The 13,211-nt window shown below is 54.9% G+C and carries 16 protein-coding genes; 9 read left to right on the top strand and 7 right to left on the bottom strand.

Going from position 1 to position 13,211, the window contains the following annotated elements; genetic code table 11:
• Positions 1 to 12: 12 nt before the first annotated feature.
• Positions 13 to 1,074, bottom strand: coding sequence for a DNA repair and recombination protein RadA (gene radA / locus QXF46_02365; protein ID MEM0225701.1), 1,062 nt, complete (start codon positions 1,072 to 1,074; stop codon positions 13 to 15).
• A gap of 152 nt (positions 1,075 to 1,226) precedes the next feature.
• Here radA and QXF46_02360 point away from each other — a divergent pair, with 152 nt between their 5' ends.
• The 7 genes from QXF46_02360 to QXF46_02330 all read left to right on the top strand — a co-directional run bounded on the left by QXF46_02360 (position 1,227) and on the right by QXF46_02330 (position 6,004).
• Positions 1,227 to 2,411 carry an aconitase X catalytic domain-containing protein gene (locus tag QXF46_02360; GenBank protein MEM0225700.1) on the top strand — a complete coding sequence of 395 codons (1,185 nt, stop codon included), beginning with the start codon at positions 1,227 to 1,229 and terminating at the stop codon, positions 2,409 to 2,411.
• 36 nt (positions 2,412 to 2,447) lie between these two features.
• Entirely contained in the window at positions 2,448 to 2,912 is a 465-nt protein-coding gene (locus QXF46_02355) for a DUF126 domain-containing protein (protein ID MEM0225699.1), read from the top strand.
• Complete coding sequence (udg, locus tag QXF46_02350) at positions 2,872 to 3,483, top strand: type-4 uracil-DNA glycosylase (GenBank protein ID MEM0225698.1); 612 nt, start codon at positions 2,872 to 2,874, stop codon at positions 3,481 to 3,483. Before QXF46_02355 ends, udg begins: the two co-directional genes overlap by 41 nt.
• Positions 3,483 to 4,097, top strand: coding sequence for a hypothetical protein (locus QXF46_02345; protein MEM0225697.1), 615 nt, complete (start codon positions 3,483 to 3,485; stop codon positions 4,095 to 4,097). The genes udg and QXF46_02345 overlap by 1 nt, the downstream gene beginning before the upstream one ends.
• A gap of 327 nt (positions 4,098 to 4,424) precedes the next feature.
• Positions 4,425 to 4,805, top strand: a complete 381-nt coding sequence (locus QXF46_02340) for a hypothetical protein (protein ID MEM0225696.1) — start codon at positions 4,425 to 4,427, stop codon at positions 4,803 to 4,805.
• On the top strand, positions 4,786 to 5,499 hold the full coding sequence (locus QXF46_02335) for a hypothetical protein (GenBank protein ID MEM0225695.1): 714 nt from the start codon (positions 4,786 to 4,788) through the stop codon (positions 5,497 to 5,499). The genes QXF46_02340 and QXF46_02335 overlap by 20 nt, the downstream gene beginning before the upstream one ends.
• 34 nt (positions 5,500 to 5,533) lie before the next feature.
• Positions 5,534 to 6,004, top strand: coding sequence for a hypothetical protein (locus tag QXF46_02330; GenBank protein MEM0225694.1), 471 nt, complete (start codon positions 5,534 to 5,536; stop codon positions 6,002 to 6,004).
• Here QXF46_02330 and QXF46_02325 read toward each other — a convergent pair.
• From QXF46_02325 to QXF46_02315, 3 genes are all read right to left on the bottom strand, one after another.
• The gene (locus tag QXF46_02325; GenBank protein ID MEM0225693.1) at positions 5,952 to 7,286 is read right to left on the bottom strand and encodes a RuvB-like helicase; all 1,335 of its coding nucleotides are present in this window, start codon (positions 7,284 to 7,286) and stop codon (positions 5,952 to 5,954) included. The two genes, QXF46_02330 and QXF46_02325, sit on opposite strands and share 53 nt — an antisense overlap.
• A gap of 47 nt (positions 7,287 to 7,333) precedes the next feature.
• Entirely contained in the window at positions 7,334 to 7,813 is a 480-nt protein-coding gene (locus QXF46_02320) for a hypothetical protein (protein ID MEM0225692.1), read from the bottom strand.
• Positions 7,814 to 7,913: 100 nt separating this feature from the next.
• Complete coding sequence (locus tag QXF46_02315; GenBank protein MEM0225691.1) at positions 7,914 to 8,111, bottom strand: hypothetical protein; 198 nt, start codon at positions 8,109 to 8,111, stop codon at positions 7,914 to 7,916.
• Between the two features lie 51 nt (positions 8,112 to 8,162).
• Here QXF46_02315 and QXF46_02310 point away from each other — a divergent pair, with 51 nt between their 5' ends.
• On the top strand, positions 8,163 to 9,812 hold the full coding sequence (locus QXF46_02310; GenBank protein ID MEM0225690.1) for a M28 family peptidase: 1,650 nt from the start codon (positions 8,163 to 8,165) through the stop codon (positions 9,810 to 9,812).
• On the opposite strand, the gene QXF46_02305 is transcribed toward QXF46_02310, so the two are convergent.
• Together QXF46_02305 and QXF46_02300 are read right to left on the bottom strand one after the other, a co-directional pair.
• Entirely contained in the window at positions 9,809 to 10,756 is a 948-nt protein-coding gene (locus QXF46_02305) for a DHHA1 domain-containing protein (GenBank protein MEM0225689.1), read from the bottom strand. The genes QXF46_02310 and QXF46_02305 overlap by 4 nt on opposite strands.
• 204 nt (positions 10,757 to 10,960) lie before the next feature.
• A complete protein-coding gene (locus QXF46_02300) occupies positions 10,961 to 11,557 on the bottom strand; it encodes an XTP/dITP diphosphatase (protein ID MEM0225688.1) in 597 nt (198 codons plus the stop codon).
• Between the two features lie 78 nt (positions 11,558 to 11,635).
• On the opposite strand from QXF46_02300, the gene QXF46_02295 reads away from it, so the two are divergent.
• Positions 11,636 to 12,742, top strand: coding sequence for a SagB/ThcOx family dehydrogenase (locus QXF46_02295; GenBank protein ID MEM0225687.1), 1,107 nt, complete (start codon positions 11,636 to 11,638; stop codon positions 12,740 to 12,742).
• On the opposite strand, the gene QXF46_02290 is transcribed toward QXF46_02295, so the two are convergent.
• Positions 12,686 to 13,087 carry a hypothetical protein gene (locus tag QXF46_02290; GenBank protein ID MEM0225686.1) on the bottom strand — a complete coding sequence of 134 codons (402 nt, stop codon included), beginning with the start codon at positions 13,085 to 13,087 and terminating at the stop codon, positions 12,686 to 12,688. The genes QXF46_02295 and QXF46_02290 overlap by 57 nt on opposite strands.
• Positions 13,088 to 13,211: the final 124 nt, after the last annotated feature.

Here is a 13,211-nt window from a genome sequence, read left to right as displayed (position 1 = left end):
TATTAACCTGCTTTAAACGTCGATTACGCCCTCATCTGATATCGTGAACACTGTCTCTTTTTCAGCATGCTTCGGCGAATCGATTATTCGAGCGATCCTCTTCCCCTCCTTCCCCTTTCTGAGCCAAATGCGGTATGTGCACCCGTGGGCTACTACGTTCCCTCCGGCCGGTTTTAGCGGGTTTCCGAAGAAAACGTCCGGCGCAGCCAGCACCTGATTCGTAACAACCACTGCTACGTCGTATATCGCAGCCAGCCTTGCCAGCTGCATTATGTGCTTGTTAAGCTTCTGTTGTCTTGCCGCTAGATTCTCTCTACCGGGATACTCCGCTCTAAAGTGTGCTATCAAGCTATCCACAACGACTAACTTGATGTTTTGCTCCTCTATCATCCTCCTCGCCTCGTCCACGATAAGCATTTGGTGATCGCTATTGAACGCCCTAGCGTAGATTATATTCTCCAAGGCTTTTTCCGGGTCGAGTCCCCTGTACCTGGCCATGCTGATGATCCTCTCGGGCCTGAAGGTGCCCTCAGTGTCGATGTAGAGAGCCCTACCCGAGAGACCACCCCTCTCCCGCGGAAGCTGAACCATCACAGCCAACTGGTGGCAAAGCTGAGTCTTACCAGCGCCGAACTCGCCGATAAGCTCGGTAATTGCGCGCGTTTCAATCCCACCCTCTAGTAAGTCGTCGAGAGCTCTAACGCCGGTCGATATGTAAGCTATCCTCTTCCGCTCCTCGTAGAACTCCTTTGCCGTGATGAACAGCTTACCCATGCTCAATGCTCGCTGTGCGGCTCTGATTATGCTGAGTGCTCTCTCCTCGGAACCTAGAAACGCCGCGAGTTCATGAGCTGACGCGAAAGCTATGTCTTTAACGGAGTAGTAGCCCGCCTGCCGCAATTTTTGGGCTGTGACTCTTCCAACCCCCTCTAGATCCTCAAGATCGAATTCTTCGAGAAGCGACGGCTCTGCATCAGGTTGCGCGAACTCCTCTTCTTCCACGCTTCTTTCCTCTAAATTGCTCTCTTCTACCTGCGGTGTAGGCTTACTCGCACTGGTTCTCCTCCGGCTCATTAAGCTCCCTAGCTGGAAAGACGAGGGATAAGTTTTAAAAGTTACGGACAGTAAAAAGCCTGAAAGTAAAGTGCTGTGGGGGTGAAACTGTTTAAAACTTCGGTAAGCATAAGGGCTGAGCCCTAGAGGCGATCAAGGCGGTGTTGTGAACGATGGTGTGGCTTACGAGAGAGGAGGAGGAGATTTTGAAGGGCGCAAAGGGAGAGGGTCTAGCGGAGGCTTTAGAAGCCGTCGTTAAGGTTGCTGAAGTCCTGGGCGCGCCGAGGCTGATCAAGGTAGTTAGCGCCCATATCTCCGGTATATCGTACAGGAACTTGGGGGTAGAGGGTATTGAGTATCTCGAGGAACTAGCTGAGAAGGGATTGCGGTTTGCCGTGCCTACCACGATCAACCCGGCGGGCTTCGACATGGAGCGTTACGGCGAGATGAGGGTCGGCGTGAGGGAGTACGAGCTTCAAATGCGGGCTTTGAAGGCTCTAGCTAAGATGGGCGCACAAGCCACCTTAAGCTGCACGCCGTACCTAATCTACCCTCCCCGTTTTGGCGATCATTTAGCTTGGGCGGAAAGTAGCGCGGTACTGTATGCCAACAGCGTGCTCGGCGCGAGGTCGAATCGGGAGGGCGGTCCTTTCTCGGTGCTGGAGGCCCTAGTAGGCAGAGCTCCCTACGTAGGCCTTCACACCGATGAAGCGAGGAAGCCCAGTGTGGTACTTGATCTAGGAAGAATCAGGGATTTCGTCGAAGCGGGCCGGAGCTACTCAGCGCTCGGTTACCTTGTTGGAAAAGTTGTAGGAAGGGGTGTCCCAGCCTTGCATGATCCGCCGGCAGGACTGAAAGAGCCAGGCAATTTACGGCTCTTTCTATCCGCCGTTGGGGCTTCGAGTTCGATCGGAATGGTGCTGATCGAGGGGGTCTCCCCCGAGTTTACGCTCTCAGAGGGTCTTGAGAGGATCGAGCCTGAAGTGAGCGATCTCACGGAGATCCTTGAGAGCTGGAGGTGTGAGGATTTCGATGCAGCTGTGCTGGGATGCCCGCATCTGTCGCCGGATGAGTTGCTCGATTTGGCGAATAGGCTGAAGGGGAGGACTCTGAGGAAGCCCCTCTTCGTGTTCACCTCGAGATGGAGCGCTGTAGTAGCGAGGGCAGCCGTCGAAAAGTTGAGGAGTATGGGGGTTAGAGTGTACTCCGACACATGTATGGTCGTTGGGAATTTATCTGCATTGGGGGTACACAGGTGTGCTACCGATTCTGCGAAGGCCGCCTACTACCTTTCCAGCCAAGGCTACAAGGTCGCATTAATGCCTAGGGAAGCCCTGCTGGAGTACGTCGCAGGTTAGCAGTTGCCTTTAAGCCGCTACGCACGCACCTATTTTGTGGACGAGCTTGTGGAGCTAGTGGGGAGGGGTCTCGTGAAGGGCAGGGGTCGTGGGAGGATTCTCATTACGACTGAGCCCATATCGTTTTACGGAGGTGTTGATCCTGAGACTGGGAGAATAGTGGAGAGGGGGCATGAGCTGTACGGGGAGTGTGTGTCGGGCTCAGTACTGGTTTTCCCTTACGGGAAGGGTAGCACGGTGGGGTCCTACACCCTCCTTCGTCTTGCGAGAAAGGGTCTAGCGCCAGCCGGTATCGTGAATGCCGAAAGTGAGCCAATAATCGTTGTAGGATGCCTGATAGGAGGCATTCCCCTGATGGACAGGCCAACCCCGGATCCCTTCAGCCTCAAAGGCATCATTAACGGGCTGGAAGCTGAAATAGTTGTTGAGGGTAGTAAAGGAGTGGTGAGGGTGCAGCGTGATGCTCGAGGCAGCCAGCGAGCTCGAGAAGGTGGCGCGTGAGATCAGGGCGTGCACGCGCTGCCCGTTACACGCTACTAGGAGGAATGCTGTTCCCGGCGAGGGGAATCCGAACGCCAGAGTGATGCTAGTAGGCGAAGCTCCGGGCTACAACGAGGATGTGCAGGGTAGACCCTTTGTCGGAGCGGCTGGTAACTTGCTAAACGAGCTTTTGGGGCTTGCGGGATTAAGGCGGGAAGAAGTCTTCATTACGAATGTCGTGAAGTGCAGACCACCCGAAAACAGGGATCCGAGGGATGAGGAGATCGATGCGTGTACCCCCTATCTGATTATGCAGATCGAGATCATCAAACCTTCCATACTCGTGTGCCTAGGCAGGCATAGCGCGAGCACGATCTTTAAGCTGGGAGGCATTGAGTTCTCATCCATAATGAAGGTGCGGGGCTCGCTGAGGCGGCTCCGCATTGCTGGCATCGACATGCTCTGCCTACCAACTCTGCATCCCGCTGCTGCACTGTACAACCCTAGGCTAAGAGGTGCGCTGGAGGCGGACTTTAAACGGTTAAAGGATCTCGTATCCAGAGAAGGGGGTGGTCTCGACAGGTGGTTATGATGGATAAAGTGAAGGTACTGAAGGGATTGATCGAGGCTCTAGACGGCTTCAGAATCGGTCGGTATACGAGCTTGGAGAGAGTGGAGCGAGCTATTGTTGAGTTGAACCTCAAACTGCCATACGATTGGGAGGAGATTAAGGAGGATATACGCGCCATACTATCATTACCCCAAACCTCTCCTGCGTATAAGAGGCTTGAGAAGCTCGATCGTTTGGCGACGAAGTTAACTCGATTAAATTTCGTCCTCCTGCTCCTAGCTCTCGCCACTTACTTGGCTAGGTTCTGGCTTTCCAGCCTTCTGCTCGATGTAACGGCATTAGCGCTGATAGTAGTGGCGCTGATAATCGTGAATGCGGCCTACTCCCTGCGGGTGTACGTAAGTGCGAGGGTTGACGCGATCTACGCTGAGATGCTGCCGGAGCTCGAGAAGAGGGGCAAAAGACTGAAGGTGGTTGTTAACCACCTCCTAAGGCTATTGAGGAGGGAGCTCGTAGTTAGGAAGTACGATCTTGAAACATTCACCCTAAGGTTGTGGGTGCCGGACTACTCGGGGATTAAAATCGTTAGGAAGCCAGGGAGGTTTTCGACGCGTTACGTGGTACGACTTGCCTGATGGCATCGTAGGCAGAATCTCTCCACCCCTCGTTCTATCGAGCACTCTTCGCACACCAGGCTTCCACAGATCTTGCAGTATCCGACGGCTAGTCTCTCCTTGCACGCCTCGCAGCTTGATATCTCACAGACTAGACAGCGATCCTTACACCAGTGCTCTGCGCAGACTTTTCTCCCGCACAAGGGGCAATTGTGAGTGGCCTTTTCCTCTCGGCATATTTCACACATCTCGGTAACGGTTGCTGGGATCCGAAACCACCCAGAGGCGTTGAGTTGGTAGTAGAATTAAAGGTTTTAAGCATCGCTTAACGCGCCCATGTGAGGTCTAATGGTGGAGGGACTGGATAGCGCAAGGCGCCTCGTGCTGCTGCTTATGAAGAACTACGGCAAACCATTGGAAAGAAGGGCAATTCACGCGATCCTCTACGCTGTATCGCAGAGTGCTGGAATCGATTTGGGCTTCCGCGGTAAGTACCCGTACTCCCTCCTGATCGACCAGCAGTTGAGCGAAATGATCAACGAGGGATTGTTAAGGCGGCTGTACATCGTAGGTCCACACTTCATGGAGCTCTACAGGGAGTACATCTCCCTGGGCGAGAAGGGCAGGGAGATTGCAAACAGTCTAAACGATCCTGAATTGGAGAAGGTGATAAGGGAGCACTTGAAGCAATTGGATTCTAAGCAAGGCGGTGAGGTTGCCCAAGCTTAGGATCACGGTATTGGTGGATGACTTCATATCCGAAAGAGGGGTTAGGCGTGGTGCCCTACCGGTCCATGGTCTAGGCCTGTACGTGGAGGGTAAAAGTGAGGTCGGCAAACGTTTCAGCTTTGTGGTAGACGGGGGCCCTCTATGGGAGGTTATGGTTCACAACGCCGGTGCCTTGGGCGTGAATTTAGAGCGCTTGAACTTTGCTATAGGAACTGCCTGGAGCGCGCACCACGTAGCCGCTCTATTGCACCTGGCCCGCGAGGGTAAGGTTCACCGGCTATTGCTTCCCCCCTTGCCTAAGCTTAGGGCCAGGGGTTGGGAAGAACTCACCGATATCGGAATCATTTTACTACCGCTCGAATCACCCTTGTACAACGAAAGGGTTGTGATGCTAAAGCTTGACGGTGGCTATGCCGCGATTGTATCCTGCTCCATTTACGGTTTAGACTCCGTTATCCGCTCGCTCAAGGGATTCGAAGGGGCTACGAACTCTGTTGTAAGAGCCTTGCTGGGGGGGTTCAATCTAAGCACGTTCAACAATCACGATATTCGGCTGCTCCTCAAGTTCGCTAGAGCAAGGAGTGCTGTACTGGTACCCCTGCACTCAACGTCTATTGAGGCTAGGGAGAAGTTGTGCAAGGTCACCGGCCTCGATGAAGTGCCGGGAGTTGGTTCACGCTACACTCTGGAGTAGCTGCCCTTTTAAATCACAACTGCTTACGCTATCCGTGGTGAAGCTCGGAGGAGTCAGCTTAAAACCCCTCGTGACGGCTACCCTCGTAACATTGCTGCTTGCCACGCTGGCGGCCGCCATACCGCTTGAAGATGCAGTTTGCATCGAGTACTGCCCATACCCGAAGTATCCTTGGATGCCTTTCTGGAGGGTAGCTGTTGTGATGTTTTTCAGCTGGCTCATTGCGGCCTCCTTCGCTTCGAGGGGGCGCATGGTCCTCACCTGGTTCACGCTGACGTGCATGGTCGCGATGGTCATCGCCCACTACTTCCAGCTGGCTTTGATAGTGTTCACAAGAAACGTGGAAGTCGCCTTATACCCCCTCTTCTACACAATCAAGACCGCTGGAGGGCAGACGCTCCACCTCGACCTCGCTCAGGTAGTCATCGTTGTAACGGCGGTAGAGCTGTACTTTATCTTAAGAAAAGCTCCTCGTACTGCTTCAAGTGAAGGGAGGACTCCTTAACGCTCACGAATAGCCTAGCTGCCTCCTCAACATCCCTGACGCTCACGGAGTCCGACCCCCTCTGGGCTGCGATCACCTTAGCGGGCGTCAACAGCTGCACAGCGTAACGCAAGCTTCTTTCAACTCCAACCTGGGTTAGGCGTTCAAGGGCTTCATCTTCGAGATTTACCTTCTCCTCTGCTGCTCGGATCTTGAGGATTTCTCTTATTTCATCGGCGGTATACGCTCTCGTCTCTATGATAAGCAGCCTGTCAAGGAGGTCGAGGGGTATCCCGTGAGGCGACTCGTAATCGGTTCCTCTTATCCTGGCAAAGCCCCGGTTGCTGGCCAGTATGATGATTGGCGCCAACTCGCTCTCCATCGCCCGCGATAGGAAGCTGAAAGCCTCTATGTCGAGCATGTGTACGTCATCTATGAAGAGGACCCCGGGCAGCAGTTCAGCCCTACCCTCGTCAACCCACTTTTTCACAGCTTCATCAACGCTGCGACGAACCTCAGCTGGAATCTCTCGCTCCTCTGCTCCCCCGAAGAGTAGGGAGAAGATCGTGCCACCGCGCGAATGCATCATGTCCAACTCGTGAAGCGTCAGCGTCCGTACGAACTCCTTCTCCTTAACTATGGGGCCTTTCGGTATCTCAACCCTTCTCGCTGAGGAAAGGTCGAACCTCCGCTCAGCTTCGGCCGCGCGACCCACCTTGTAGACCCTTCCTGTCTCCTCGTCAATCCACACGACGTCGCCCTCGCTCACCCCTCTTTCAAGCATCTCAGCGACGATGCTACCGTCGATCGTGAACGTCCTCTCTTCGCTCGTCGTCTTCAACGTTAACGTGCCTTCAACCGGCACTTGCATCCAGGGGTTGTAGGGGTGTCTGTCAAACTTCACCTCTAGCCTCTTGACGAGGCCCTCGTAAACCCGCCGGTACTCTCTCAACCTTACACCGATTGCCGACCTCAGCGCCCTCATCAGCACTTCCGTCTTCTTCAGCTCGGCTGAGTAGATCTCGCTGCCGCTAATAGCGACGAAGGGAGTATCCTCTCCCAGCTCCCGAGCGATGGCCACGGCAAGAGCCGTCTTACCAGTGCCTGGCGGGCCTGCGAGGAGTACAGCGCGCCCAGCCATCTTACCCTGCTTGATCATTTGCACGACAATCCAAGCCGCTCGTCGAGCCTCCTGCTGCCCAACAAGCCCATCAGCGACAGGGAGAGGGTTACCATCTCTAACCCCCAGTCCCTTAATATGGCTGTGGGCGCTTACCCTCTCGAACCGGATTAGAGCGGGCATCTAACATCACCAGAATGGCGTCCTCATAGGCAGCTTTTAGGTTTGACTTAAGGTTCCCAATCCGATTCATCGGAGTTGCGGATTACCATGTCGGATAAAGGGAATTCCTCTCGCGCCAACTTGAAGACCCACTTACCATCCTTTGAGAACCATACAGCTACGACAGCGTAGCGGTTGTCGTACCTCTTGAAGGCGTCCAGGAACTTGAACAGCTTGGCCAGTTGCTCCGCCTTCACAGCGACCTTGCTCTTGCTCGTGGCTTTCACCTCGAAAGCTGCTATCTCACCGCGCACGTTGTCAACCATGAATACGTCAGGGAGCGCGGTTTTAGCATCGGGTACAGCCCTGCTCCCGCTCACTGGTACCCTAAATACGTAAGCGGAGGGGCGTTTCGAAAGCAGCTTCACCAACCTTCTCTCCGCTTCAAACCCTCTCCTACGCCATGGGGCCGGCATGACTGCAGCATATGATCGCTGGGCAACACTTAAAACTGGCGCGAGGAAGAGAACCTGGATGATGAAAGTCATGCCGACCGAGGTGTGACGTTTTCTGGGGTATCTGACTCTTTTGAAGAAAAAGTTCAAGGCTCAAATGGACGAGGCTTCTGAGGGGTAATGTGATCTCTAGCTAGCCTGCCCGCTCTTGAGATCTGATTATTCGCTCAAGCGCTTCACCGGCTTCCTCCAAGAAGTAGAGTATGTCCTCCAGAGCTTCAGCTTCCTCTTTCTTCTCACGGGCGTACTCCCTCAGAAGGTGAATGGCTTCATCGATGCGGTCTAGAGCATCCGACAGGAGCCTTTCCCCTCTACCCTTCTCCCTGTTCATCGAGCATGTTTGACAGCTCAAGTATTTCTGCTGTTCGTTGAGGGGTTCGCGATGGAGGTTTTACGGGTAAGAAGGCTGACCGAAAGGATTGCGAGCCTGGGTGAGGCAGCGCCCGGTACCGAAGCTGAGGCGAGGGTGGCTAGAGTCGCTAGGGAGATGCTGGAGAGAATCGGGTTGAGCGTTCAAGAGCAGAGCTTCGCCTGCTCAAGCTGGTACGAGGAAAGCTTAGCGCTTTACATTGATGGTAGGATGGTCGAAGCCGTGGCGATGCCCCCCTCACCTTCCCGCTACGTGGAAGGGGAGCTAGTTTACGCAGGCGAAGGAGTTAACATCTCTACGAGCGGGTTAGAGGGGAGGGTAGCTTTAGTCGGGATGACCAGCGAAGATCCGGACTACGTCGCGGCCCAGTACGCTCTCTGCGCGCAGGCCGGCGCAAGTGCTGTAGTGTTCTACGATTTCGTCCCCCACGTACTCAGGAGGATAGTGGTGGGCATCTTCACGAGCTACGCAGATGAGCCTGGTCTACCGCCACCAATACCCGCTGTATCGATAAGACGCGAGGATGCTCAACGACTGCTAACCGGGAAGCACTACGTCCAGCTCGAGGTTAAGACACGTTACTCCGAGGTCTCAAGCTCCGCTAATCTCGTGGCTTTCGGAAGCGGTGAGGCAAGAGTTCTCGTGACTGCTCACCTCGACAGATGGTTGGCCGGGACGGCTGACGACGCGGTCGGCGTCGCGCTCGTCTGTTCCCTCGCTGAGGAGTTGAACAACTTGAGGGGTGTCGCCTTCGCATTATTTGGGGCAGAGGAGTACGGTGCACCGCACTTCAATCCCTGCTACTGGCTATGGGGTTCCCGAAACTTCGTGAAGCGTTTAGCGTCTACGGGTGAACTGGATGAGCTCGTGGCGATCGTCAATCTGGATGTCGTCGCTAGACGTCCGCTCACAATCAGCGCGAGCGGTCTAGAGTTTAGGGAGGCGCTCAAATCCGTGCTCGGACCCTCGGTGGAGTACGAGCTGGACTCCCCCTACTTCGACAGCTACTCCTTCAGTAGCGCAGGGGTCGCAGCGATGACTATCCACTCGCTCTGGAGGTACGTCGACTTCTACCACACCGATCATGATTCACCCGCCTCAATCGATTGGGGGGCGGTGGCTGAGGCCAAAGGTTTAGCGGAAATGATTGTTCGCGAGCTCCTACAAAGGGGTCATAGGTTGTTCAAGTACGATGCGTGGAGGACCGAGTTGATCAACAGGCTGGAGTACGCGTCGAAGTACGCGAGTCCGCCGAAGAAACTGCTCGATCTTGTCTACTCTTTCGAGGTCGACGAGCGCATCGCTAGGGAGCTCAGGAGGAGCGCTATCGAGGTTGTTCGCGAAGGGGAGTGGTATGAACCGGGCTTGCTTCGAAGCCACGTCTTTCCCGAGCTTCTCGTACTAGAGGATCTCGAATTGATCGAAAAGCTGGAGAGCGAGGGGCTTGATCATGCGCTGTTGAAGAGGCTCAAGCACAAGTGGAGTATAGGCGTCGTGAGAAAGCTGCCCTCCATACCGCTGTACTACGTCGCTCAGCAGTTGAATGGAGAGCGTTTGAGCGAGTACCTAGCTCTTATGAAGCCCATAGCCAGAGCGTGGGTTGAGGAATCCTACAGAATGCTAACTGAGAGGCTTGAGAAGTTGCTTTCCGGCCCCCGTTAAGGCCACAGGCGCTCTTCGATGCCTTCTTTAGATATGAGCAAGTAACTAAGTTTCTCTACGCCTAGGAAGTCGGCCAGCTCGTCAAGAATCCTCCTAACAGCAAAACCTCTTCGAAGCGACTTCACTGTGGCTCCGGCGGCATAGGGGTGCCCTCCACCCCCAAATTTCGCTGCCACTTTCGATACATCGTAGTCCCGAGACGCGGAGCCGAGGTATATCCTGAGGGATGTGAGTCCCTTGGGCACGATCAAGGCCGTCACGCTAGCCCCCCTCCTCTCCATAAGTATGCACAGGTACCTATAGGAAAGCTTAAGGTCGTCCTTGAAGACCGCGATGAAAAACTTGTTCGGGGGGAGTCTCTCGGCCAGCTCCTCCGTGCTCTTCCTCACCTTTCTGTAACGCTCGATTGAGGCTCTGACCCCGGCGTCCGCTAATACTTCCTCTAAGCTGCAAGAAGCGAGGAGATCTATGAGACGCAGCTTCCCCCTGTACCCGCTACCCTTAACCGCATCGTTCAACGCGAGAGCCTCCGCTGAAACGATTCGGGCCGTGTCCGTTTCAACGGCCAGCTCTACCACCTTCCGTGCGAACGGGTTGTGATCAAGACCCAGTGCCTTTACCGCTAGGGAGGCTGCTGCTGGCGCTGTAGGGTCGTAGAACTCTTGCTGCGCGCAAGGCTTGTTCGAAGCGTGATGATCAGCCCTAATCAATGCCTTTCCGGGGCATGGCAGGTCAGCTACGAAAGTCCAGTCTACCAACCTAAGAAGCCTTCCCCTCTGAACATCGGAGGGAGATGCGAGCACGACGAGCCCCTCCGGGTACCTCATTTTGAAAAGAGCTGCGCACGCGATCCCGTCGAGATCCGATATATCACACAGAGCTAGCGGGCGCCCGAGGAGCTTCGCGTGAAGTATCGTGATGAGCCTGAGCAGGGTGCTATACATCGAGAAGTCACCCGGGTTTCGCGCCGCTGGCCGGAGTGAAAGTGGGGCGCGCTTTTCCTCCTAAGTGCGGGTGGCACTGCCCCACTCCCGCCAGCGGTACCGCGCCCAGAGCAGCTTCGTCCTCTCGATTTATATCTTTTACGCGTAAGCAAAAGCCTGAAAATAATTTTATTGATGAGGTTGAGAGATTGAAGTTCATAATCCTCACTCACCTTTTGCATTAATATTCGTAGTGTTTTTGCAGTAAGATAACAAATATTCTGCAATTGCTCTAAACGACCTCGCCCGGTGCGAGATGCGGCATTTTTCTTCTAGGTTCATCTCTGCGAATGTTTTCTCGCAATTACTCGGTATGAATATAGGATCGAAACCGAAGCCCTGCGATCCTCTTTTTTCACGGCTAATCGTACCCTCAACCTTTCCCGTAAAAATACGAATCTCGCCGCCCAAACATAGGGCAGCTACGCTTAAGAAAAACGCCTGTCTCTCGTTTACGTTGTCCATCAGCTTCAGTATTCCCTCGCACCCTATCGTTCTGTAAACATAGGACGAGTAGGGGCCGGGAAAGCCGTTCAAGTGTTTGATGAAGAGCCCGGAGTCCTCCACGACAAACGGCTCCGGCAGGGAACCAGCCACTTGAGCGGCGGCGAATCTTACGATTTCCTCGAGGCTATCCGACTGTATCTCCACTTTTTTAGCCTCACAAGGCTCTACAGCAAGCCCATATTGACCCAATATCGACTTTATCTCCCGAAGCTTTCCGGGATTCCTTGTGACTACGTACACCTTCCTGATCGACACGGACCCCTAAGTCTGGCCGAACATAAAATGCTGTTGCAGGGATCAGAAATAATAGCGATTGCGCAGCCCCCTCCATTTGTGGAGAGGATTTCTGAGCTTCCCGACTTTAAACCCACGCTCTCCTTGACGATAGCCGAAGCCGTGCTTGATGCAGCTTTCCTGTACGAGGGCGTTGAAAGCGAGGTGGCTCTAGAGGCCCTGTCGAAAATCGTCTTTGCTGCACAGGGTTGTACAGCGAGGGCATGGGGTAGGTGCTTGAGGGCTGCCCCCTCAGCAGGAGCTACATACCCGCTGAGGACGTACGTTGTTGCTAGAGCTGTCCGAGGCCTAGAGCCAGGCGTATACAGCTACCAGTCCCCGGCCCCGCTCAAGCATGCTTTAAGGCGTGTCGAGGGCATTTCTGTCTCTAGCCGCGGCTCGTTTGCGATCCTCTTCGAGGAGGTCTCGGAGAGGACGACGGGCGTCTACGGGGAAAGGGGGTACATGTACATCCGCGAGGAGGTTGGGCACGCAGCGCAAGGAGCTTTGCTGGAGGCGAGTGCTTTAGGGCTGGCCGGGCGGCTGAGGAAGCTTGAACCCCCGCTCGGTCGAATACGCTACTGCGTCGAGATATGCGCGCGGGGGGCCAAGCTGATCGAGCGGAGGCTGCCAAAGGGCTTTGCTGAACCTTCACCAGCCAAACTCACGCTTGAAGAGGCGATAGTCCACCGGAGATCGGTGAGAAAGTACAGTCCCATGCCCCTACGCTTGGACGAGCTCTCGTCGATACTTCTCTGGTCCATCTCCGGCCCCGTCCGACCCTACCAGCCGTTGACGAGCTACAGAGTGACGTGCTACCTTGCCGCGCGCAGCATAAAGGGGCTGGATCCGGGAGTCTACAGGTACTCGCCAGAAGAGCATGAGCTAGAGAACATCGTGAAAGGGGACGTCTCAGCGCGGCTTGCGGCTGCGGCGTTAGGGCAGGAGTGGGTCGCTCGGGCCCCCCTCAACATAGTGCTATGCACCCCCAGTGACAGCCCTGACGCTGAGCTCGAAGCGGGCATGGTCGGTCAGAACATCTATTTATCGGCCACGTCGCTGGGCCTAGGCACGGTTGCTGTGGGAGCCTTTTACGATGACGATGTAGCCTCAGTGCTGAGAGTCGATGAAAGACCCCTTTACATCTTCCCAGTCGGAAGGCCATAGCTCGGCATCAAATGTCCCGCTGAGCGACTCAAGGGCTTCAACCCCGTCAACGACGAAACCGAGATAGTTGAGAGGGCTCGCCAGCTCCCTACATCCCCTCCATAGTGCTACAATAAGGCTCGAGGCTGGTGGCCAGTAAGCCACCTCCCCTCTGCAGAGCGTGCACCTGTGCCCTTCGGGTGCCACTCTTAGATTTAATTCGATGATCAGGAGGCCGTCCATCACCCTTCGAGCCTTCGCTCTAGCTGGCAAAGCCTGGATCAACGCCTTACGTGTCTTCGGCGAGCTAAGACCGGAGACGTAAATCACCGCCTTAACATGATCGAGGCTGAGGCTCACTAGCACAAGCAACAGGTAATCACTGCTGGTAAATTACTTGCCTTCGCCCCTCCAGCCGGCACCGAGGTTGGGCTAAGCGCTTAAATCTTCGCGGGGAGTCGTTGAGGGGCTCGAGGCAATGACGTGGTGG

This window comes from Thermofilaceae archaeon, assembly GCA_038731975.1.
GTDB lineage: Archaea > Thermoproteota > Thermoprotei > Thermofilales > Thermofilaceae > JANXEW01.
This window is presented reverse-complemented; position numbering and strand designations above follow the sequence as displayed.

Excerpts from the sequence above, each read along its gene's own strand:
- QXF46_02315 (MEM0225691.1), bottom strand. The coding sequence starts at position 8,111 with ATGAACAGGGAGAAGGGTAGAGGGGAAAGGCTCCTGTCGGATGCTCTA.
- QXF46_02310 (MEM0225690.1), top strand. The coding sequence starts at position 8,163 with ATGGAGGTTTTACGGGTAAGAAGGCTGACCGAAAGGATTGCGAGCCTG.
- QXF46_02305 (MEM0225689.1), bottom strand. The coding sequence starts at position 10,756 with ATGTATAGCACCCTGCTCAGGCTCATCACGATACTTCACGCGAAGCTC.
- radA (MEM0225701.1), bottom strand. The coding sequence starts at position 1,074 with ATGAGCCGGAGGAGAACCAGTGCGAGTAAGCCTACACCGCAGGTAGAA.
- QXF46_02340 (MEM0225696.1), top strand. The coding sequence starts at position 4,425 with ATGGTGGAGGGACTGGATAGCGCAAGGCGCCTCGTGCTGCTGCTTATG.
- QXF46_02320 (MEM0225692.1), bottom strand. The coding sequence starts at position 7,813 with ATGACTTTCATCATCCAGGTTCTCTTCCTCGCGCCAGTTTTAAGTGTT.
- udg (MEM0225698.1), top strand. The coding sequence starts at position 2,872 with ATGCTCGAGGCAGCCAGCGAGCTCGAGAAGGTGGCGCGTGAGATCAGG.
- QXF46_02325 (MEM0225693.1), bottom strand. The coding sequence starts at position 7,286 with ATGCCCGCTCTAATCCGGTTCGAGAGGGTAAGCGCCCACAGCCATATT.
- QXF46_02360 (MEM0225700.1), top strand. The coding sequence starts at position 1,227 with ATGGTGTGGCTTACGAGAGAGGAGGAGGAGATTTTGAAGGGCGCAAAG.
- QXF46_02345 (MEM0225697.1), top strand. The coding sequence starts at position 3,483 with ATGGATAAAGTGAAGGTACTGAAGGGATTGATCGAGGCTCTAGACGGC.